Origin of the sequence: Streptomyces smaragdinus (assembly GCF_009604385.1) — a bacterium.
GTDB classification, from domain to species: domain Bacteria; phylum Actinomycetota; class Actinomycetes; order Streptomycetales; family Streptomycetaceae; genus Streptomyces; species Streptomyces smaragdinus.
Map to the genome: position 1 here is coordinate 1 of NZ_WEGJ01000084.1, position 6,035 is coordinate 6,035.

Below are 6,035 nucleotides of genomic sequence, written 5' to 3' on the forward strand. Positions count from 1 at the left end.
GGCAAGATCGACCGCCCCGCCCTCCGTCCCCTGCGCCACGATCACGTCCGCCCCCAGCTCCACCGCTTGCCTGGCCTCCTCCATCCCCGTGACCTGCATGAACACCAACGCCCCCGCGTCCCGCACCTCAGCCACGTACGGAGACGGATCCCCGAAAGAGAACATCACCGCCGTCGGCCCGTACGACAGCACCCGCGCGACCGCCCCCTCCTCGATCCCCCACGTCAGAAACCCGACCCCCCACGGCCGTCCGCACCCCGCCACCAACGGCAGCTCCCGCTCGACCAAGCCGGCGTCCCCGCCCCCGACCCCCACCATCCCGAGCCCGCCGGCCTCCGACACCGCCCGGGCCAGCTCACCTCCGGCGGAGCCGCCCATGGGGGCCAGAACGATGGGGTGTTGAACCCCGAGCAGTCGGGTGAACGATGTCGTCAACGCCATACGTCCATAGTCCCCGGCGCCACGGTCACCGTCACACGAGGGACCCTCACCGAGAAGGCCGTCCTCGACGGCGAGCTGGGCTACGGCCCCGAGGTCCCCTTCCTCGTGAAGGCCCAGGGCACCATCACGTGGCTCCCCGCCCCCGGCACCACCATCGAGCTCGACGGGCCCGACGTGCACGTCGCCGGACTCGACGCCATCGACGGCACACCCGTGCTCGACATCAAGCCGTACATGACCGAGTTCGGCGTCACCGGGAGCGAGGTCCGGCAGCCGGAATGGGCCACGGAGCTCATGCGCGGCTACTACTGAGCTGCAACTAGATGCCAACGGCACACGGTGCCCGCCGTGAGAGAAGAAGCGTGACGTAGCGTTGCCCCTCTGGTTCTGTTCGGGAGACCCCCGCACGGCATATTTTCGGCCTCACAAGCGAGGCACCGAGGGGTACTGGGATGAAGCTCTGCTTCCTCGTGGAGGAGCTGTACCGGCATGACAGCATGCCGCTCGACGTCGCCCGCCGGCTGACGTCATGGGGTCATCGGGTCGACGTGGTGCATCCCGGCAGCTCCCTGGTGCGGATCTCCGACGACGTACGGGCCGGCACGCACGACGCCTGGGTGCTCAAAACCGTCTCCGGCGGCCCCGGCCTCTCCCTGCTGGAGGCCGCGGCGGCCGTGGGGCTGACCACGGTGAACGACGCGCGGTCCATACGGGCCGTACGGGACAAGGTGCTGACGTCCGTCATCGCGCGGCGGCACGGGCTGCCGGTCCCGGTGACGTACGTGGCGCCGCGGGCCACGCTGTTCGCGGATGTGCCCGACGAGTTCTTCCCCCTGGTCGTCAAGCCGGCCGACGGCAGCTCCGGGCGCGGGGTGCGGCTCGTACCGGACAAGGCGCATCTGGCCGGGGCGGAGCTGGAGGGCGACGGGCAGCTCATCGCCCAGCCCCACATCCCCAACGCCGGCTCCGACCTGAAGGTCTACTGCCTCGCCGGCGAGTTCCACGCGACCCTCCGCCGCTCACCGCTGCACCCCGACGGTCCCGTCAGGGAGGGGGCCGTTCCGGTGCCGGCCGAGGTGGCGGCCGTCGCGGAGAAGGTGGGGGCCGTGTTCGGGCTCGACCTGTACGGCATCGACGTCGTCCTCGGGCCGGACGGTCCCGTGGTCGTCGACGTCAACGACTTCCCCAGCTTCCGCCAGGTCCCCGACGCCGTGTCGCGGCTGGCCGGCGCCATCCTCGACCTGGCCCGTACACGGGTCCCCGCACAGCTATGAGGGTCTGCCTCCTGACCGACAAGCCGGACCATCCCCTCCTCGCCGGGGCGAGGTCCGCGCTGAAAGACGCAGGTCACCAAGTCATATTCACGAACCCGGACACCACCTCCGTCACCCCCTCCGACCTCGCCGACGTCTATCTGTTGAAGGCCCACACCCCCCGCGCCCTCGTCCTCGCGCGCTTCCTCGAGGCGCACGGCGCCCGGGTGGTGAACTCCGCCGCCGCCACCGAGCTGTGCCAGGACCGGAGCCGTACCGCCGCGGTGGCCGAGAGCGCGGGGGTGCCGATGCCGCGTACGGAGACGCTGGGCGCGCTGTCGGAGGCCGGTGCCGACACCTCGTACCCCTTCATGGTCAAGAGCCGTCACAACCGGCGCGCGGACCTCGTCGCCCGCGTGGACTCCCCCGCCGAGCTGCGGGCGCTCGCCGTGAAGTGGCCTCACGAGCCCGTCGTCCTGCAGGAGTTCGTCGCGAACAGCGGCTGGGACCACAAGCTGTGGGTGATAGCCGGCGAGGTCTTCGCCGGCGTGCGCCCCGCCCCCGTGGGCGCGCCCGCGCGGTCCGCGCCGCTCGTACGGGACCTGCCGGCGTCGTGGGCCGAGCTCGCCCTGCGTACGGGGGAGGTCTTCGGCCTGGACGTGTACGGCGTCGACGTACTGGACCGCGAGGGGGCACCCGTCGTCGTCGACGTCAACGCCTTCCCCGGCATCCGGGGGCCACGGGGCGCGCCCGCCGCGCTGGCGGCGCTCGCGGTGCGGGGGCGCTGATCAGACCGCCACGGGAGCCTCCGCGGGCTCCGGGGGTACGGACGACAGCGCGCTGGCGTGCAGGTCCCGGGTGCGCAGCAGCGTGAAGGCGAGGAGCGCGGCGAGGAATCCGAGGCCCGCGCAGAGCGCCATCGCGTCCTGGAAGGCGGCCACGAACGACTCCCGCCCGTCCGCCAGCACCTGCTCGCGCAGCGCCCCGGCGCCCTGGGCCACGGCGTCGACGGCACCGGCACTGATGCCGTGGGCGGCCTGCTCCGCCGTGTCGGCGCCCATGGCCTCGCCGGCCCTGGTGGCGGCGAACTCGTCGGCGACGCGGTGCTGGAAGAAGGCGCCGGTCGCGGCGATGCCGACGGCGACGCCGATCTGCTGGAACGTCTCGTTGATGCCGGAGACCACGCCGGACTTGGCGGGTTCGGCGACGCCGATGGCGAGGGCGGCGCGCGCCGGGTTGAAGGCGCCCATGCCGATGCCGCTGATCAGCATGCTGGGCAGCAGTACGGTCCACGCCGAGTCGGCCTCCGCAGCCCGCAGGAGGTACAGGCCCACGGCCATCACCGCCGTCGCGCCGCCGAGCAGTACGCGGAAGGGGACCTTGCCGATGAGGCCGCCGGCGAGGGCGCCGGTCACGAACATCGCGCCGGTGAGGGGGAGGAAGCGCAGGCCGGTGTCCCAGGCGTCGTAGCGGAGGATGTTCTCGAGGTAGCTGGTCTCGATGAAGATCGACGGCATCACGGCGGCGTTCCCGATCATGGCGACGAGGGAGATGCCGACGAAGGTGGGGCTGCGGAAGAAGCCGAGGTCGATCATGGCCCGGTCGCCGAGGCGCCGTTCGATGACGACGAAGAGGGCCAGGAAGACCGCGCTGGCGGCGAAGAGCGCGACCGTCTGAGCGCTGGTCCAGCCTTCCAGCGGCGCGCGGATGATCGCGAAGACGAGCGCGCCGAGGGCCACGCTGAAGGTGAGCAGGCCGGTCCAGTCGGTGGCGGGGGCCTTGCGGTTGTACGACTCCGCGACCCGCAGGGCGCCGATGACGACGGCGGCGATGCCGACGGGGACGTTGATGTAGAAGATCCACCGCCACGACAGCGACTCCGTCAGCGCCCCGCCGATGAGCGGCCCGGCCGCGACGGCGAGCCCCACGGCGGCGCCGAACACGGTGAACGCGGTGGCCCGCTCCTTCCCCCGGAACTCGTGCCCGAGCATGGCCGGCCCGACGGCGAACATGACCGCCGCGCCCACGCCCTGCACGGCGCGGAAGAGGCTGAGCGCGGTGGCGTCGGCGGCGAGGCCGCAGGCGAGGGAGGCGGTGGTGAAGACGAGGAAGCCGATCTGGAAGACCCGCTTGCGGCCGTAGCGGTCGGCGAGGGAGCCGGCGGCGACCAGGAAGATCGCGAGGGTGAGGGCGTAGGCGTCGAAAACCCACTGGAGGTCGGTGAAGCTGCTGTCCAGGTCCTCGTGGATCTTCGGCAGGGCGATGGCGACGACGCTCAGGTCGAGCATCAGCATGAACGTCCCCAGGGAGACGATCCCGAGGGTCCACCACCTGGTGGGGGAAGGTTCGTGTTCCTCAGACATGCACCGACTCCTCAATCATCGAGATTTCCTATGATTGAGAAGCTAGATGGTCGAGTCATTGACGGTCAAGGATCCATGGCGTATCCACTGACCTCCCCCGCACACGGGGTCGCGGTCCCGGGAACGTTGGTATCTTCGACACTGGACATTCCGCTTGGTCGAAGGGAGCGACTCGTGGCAGGTCAGCGCGCTGCGGACTCGCGGCAATCGCCCCGCAAGGACTTCCTCGTCGCGGAGAGCCCCGGCTACCTCCTGATCAAGGCGGGCGTCGTCCTGGACGAGGAGGCGAGCAAGGCCCTGGCGACGATCGGCATGCGCAACCGCTACTTCCTCGTCCTCGCCTCACTGGCCGGCGGCCCCTCGCTCTCCCAGCAGGACCTGAGCCGGCTGCTGAACCTGGACCCGACGACGGTGGTCTCGGTGATCGACGAGATGGAACGCAACGCCCACGTCGAACGGCAGCGCGACCCCGCCGACCGCCGCCGCTACCGCCTCCACCTGACGGACGCCGGGCGCGAGGCGCTGGCTCGGGCGAGCGCACTGGTGGCGGAGGTGGAGACGGAGTTCTTCGGCTCGCTGACGCACCACGAGCTGGGCATGTTCCGCGACATGCTGGGCCGGGTGATGGCGGGCCGCTGGCCGGAGTCGGTCTGCGGCTGAGACTTCGCCGGGCATACGAAAAGCGGCTCCCCGATCGGGGAGCCGCTTCTCATGACGTCAGTAGCCGCGTACGCCCACGTAGGCGTACGGGAGGAGCGGCTCGGGCGCGTCGCTCGTGACGCCGGCCGCCACCACTCGTCCCAGGGAGTCCGTCATCGCTCCGTAGAGGGATCCGGCGGCGTCGATGGACTCGGTGTGGGTGAAGGCTCCGGTCGTGTCGGGCGTGAGGATGTAGGTGCCCGTCTTGCTGACCGCCGGGTCGACGCTCTCGCCGACGGCGACCGGGAAGCCCTTGCCGTCGAAGGCGATGTCGAAGACCTGGCCCGTCTCCGGCGGCGTGGCGACCTGGGTCCAGGCCGTACCGTCGAAGTGCATGATCAGCGGCCGGCGCCAGAGCTTGCCGTCCTGCTGCAGGCCCACGGCCCAGACGTCGTCCGCCGCCCGTACGCGTACGGACTCGTACCGCGCGCCCGTCAGTACGGGGGTGCTCGCCGTCCAGCGCTTGCCGTCGTAGCGGAAGACGTGCTCGAAGGCAGCGGCGTACAGGGAGCCGTCGGGGGTGACGGACAGGGTGTTGATCCAGCCCACCGCGTCGGCGCCGGAGGTCTCGGTCCACTTGCCGGAGGGGTCGCGGCGCAGGACGTAGCTGCGCATGTTGCCCTTGGAGTTGATCTGCGCCTGCCCGGCCACCCAGACCGCGCCGTCGTCGTCGACGGTGACGGCGGAGAGCGAGCTGTCGACCGAACCCCCCTGGTCCGGCACATCCACCCGGGACCAGGCGGACCCGTCCCAGTGCTGCAGCACCTGCGTCCCGGTCCCCTCCGTCCCGGTGTACTGGGCCCCGACGGCCCACGCATCCCCGGGCCCGGCGACGGCGACATCGTTCAGCCGCCCCTGGTCGGGGATGGCGTTCGCCGGGGAGTCCCAGGCGGTGCCGTCCCACCGCAGGGCGAGGGGACGCATGACGTCGTCGTAGGTGATCCCGACGGCCCAGGTCTCACCACCGGCGGTCTCGATGTCGTACAGAACGCTGTCGGGCGCCTTGGGACTGACGTTCTCCCAGGCCACGGGGTCATCGGCGGCGGCAGGCAGGGTGGCGGCGGCTGCCGCGGCAAGGGCAAGGCCGGCGGCTGCGGCGGTACGCCTCAGGGCACGAAGCATGCTCTTCGGTCCTTCCGGATCGTAGGAACGGCGGACGTGCAGTACTCGTACGCGTCCAGGATCAGCTCGGCGTGGTCGTAGTCCTCCTGCGAGGGCGAGAAGATCTCGTTCGCCGGGCCGATCTGGTCCGGGTGCAGGGTCCACTTGCCGTCGAAGC

Annotated in this window: 7 protein-coding genes and 1 pseudogene; 4 read left to right on the plus strand and 4 right to left on the minus strand. The window is 71.1% G+C overall.

Features of this window, described 5'->3' with window-relative positions; all coding sequences use genetic code 11:
• Positions 1–378 (minus strand): nitronate monooxygenase (locus tag SRB5_RS35520; protein WP_267132644.1); only part of this gene is annotated, 378 nt, incomplete at its 3' end.
• Positions 379–399: 21 nt separating this feature from the next.
• Here SRB5_RS35520 and SRB5_RS35525 point away from each other — a divergent pair.
• The 3 genes from SRB5_RS35525 (at position 400) to SRB5_RS35535 (ending at position 2,482) form a co-directional block, all read left to right on the plus strand.
• Positions 400–753, plus strand: coding sequence for a TrmO family methyltransferase domain-containing protein (locus SRB5_RS35525; protein ID WP_153457960.1), 354 nt, complete (start codon positions 400–402; stop codon positions 751–753).
• A 140-nt stretch (positions 754–893) separates the two neighbouring features.
• Positions 894–1,715, plus strand: coding sequence for an ATP-grasp domain-containing protein (locus tag SRB5_RS35530; RefSeq protein WP_153457962.1), 822 nt, complete (start codon positions 894–896; stop codon positions 1,713–1,715).
• Positions 1,712–2,482: an ATP-grasp domain-containing protein gene (locus tag SRB5_RS35535; protein WP_153457964.1), complete on the plus strand. Its 771-nt coding sequence runs from the start codon at positions 1,712–1,714 to the stop codon at positions 2,480–2,482. The genes SRB5_RS35530 and SRB5_RS35535 overlap by 4 nt, the downstream gene beginning before the upstream one ends.
• On the opposite strand, the gene SRB5_RS35540 is transcribed toward SRB5_RS35535, so the two are convergent.
• On the minus strand, positions 2,483–4,057 hold the full coding sequence (locus SRB5_RS35540) for an MFS transporter (protein WP_153457966.1): 1,575 nt from the start codon (positions 4,055–4,057) through the stop codon (positions 2,483–2,485).
• A gap of 174 nt (positions 4,058–4,231) precedes the next feature.
• On the opposite strand from SRB5_RS35540, the gene SRB5_RS36955 reads away from it, so the two are divergent.
• Positions 4,232–4,717: a MarR family winged helix-turn-helix transcriptional regulator gene (locus SRB5_RS36955; protein ID WP_323379047.1), complete on the plus strand. Its 486-nt coding sequence runs from the start codon at positions 4,232–4,234 to the stop codon at positions 4,715–4,717.
• A 57-nt stretch (positions 4,718–4,774) separates the two neighbouring features.
• Here SRB5_RS36955 and SRB5_RS35550 read toward each other — a convergent pair whose 3' ends face one another.
• Together SRB5_RS35550 and SRB5_RS35555 are read right to left on the minus strand one after the other, a co-directional pair.
• The gene (locus SRB5_RS35550; protein WP_153457970.1) at positions 4,775–5,878 is read right to left on the minus strand and encodes an NHL repeat-containing protein; all 1,104 of its coding nucleotides are present in this window, start codon (positions 5,876–5,878) and stop codon (positions 4,775–4,777) included.
• A 32-nt stretch (positions 5,879–5,910) separates the two neighbouring features.
• Positions 5,911–6,035 (minus strand): annotated as a pseudogene (locus tag SRB5_RS35555) (CoA ester lyase); the annotation flags it as partial.

Bases quoted from the DNA above. Each gene is read 5' to 3' on its own strand.
- SRB5_RS35530 (WP_153457962.1), top strand. From the start codon at position 894: ATGAAGCTCTGCTTCCTCGTGGAGGAGCTGTACCGGCATGACAGCATG.
- SRB5_RS35535 (WP_153457964.1), top strand. From the start codon at position 1,712: ATGAGGGTCTGCCTCCTGACCGACAAGCCGGACCATCCCCTCCTCGCC.
- SRB5_RS35540 (WP_153457966.1), bottom strand. From the start codon at position 4,057: ATGTCTGAGGAACACGAACCTTCCCCCACCAGGTGGTGGACCCTCGGG.
- SRB5_RS35550 (WP_153457970.1), bottom strand. From the start codon at position 5,878: ATGCTTCGTGCCCTGAGGCGTACCGCCGCAGCCGCCGGCCTTGCCCTT.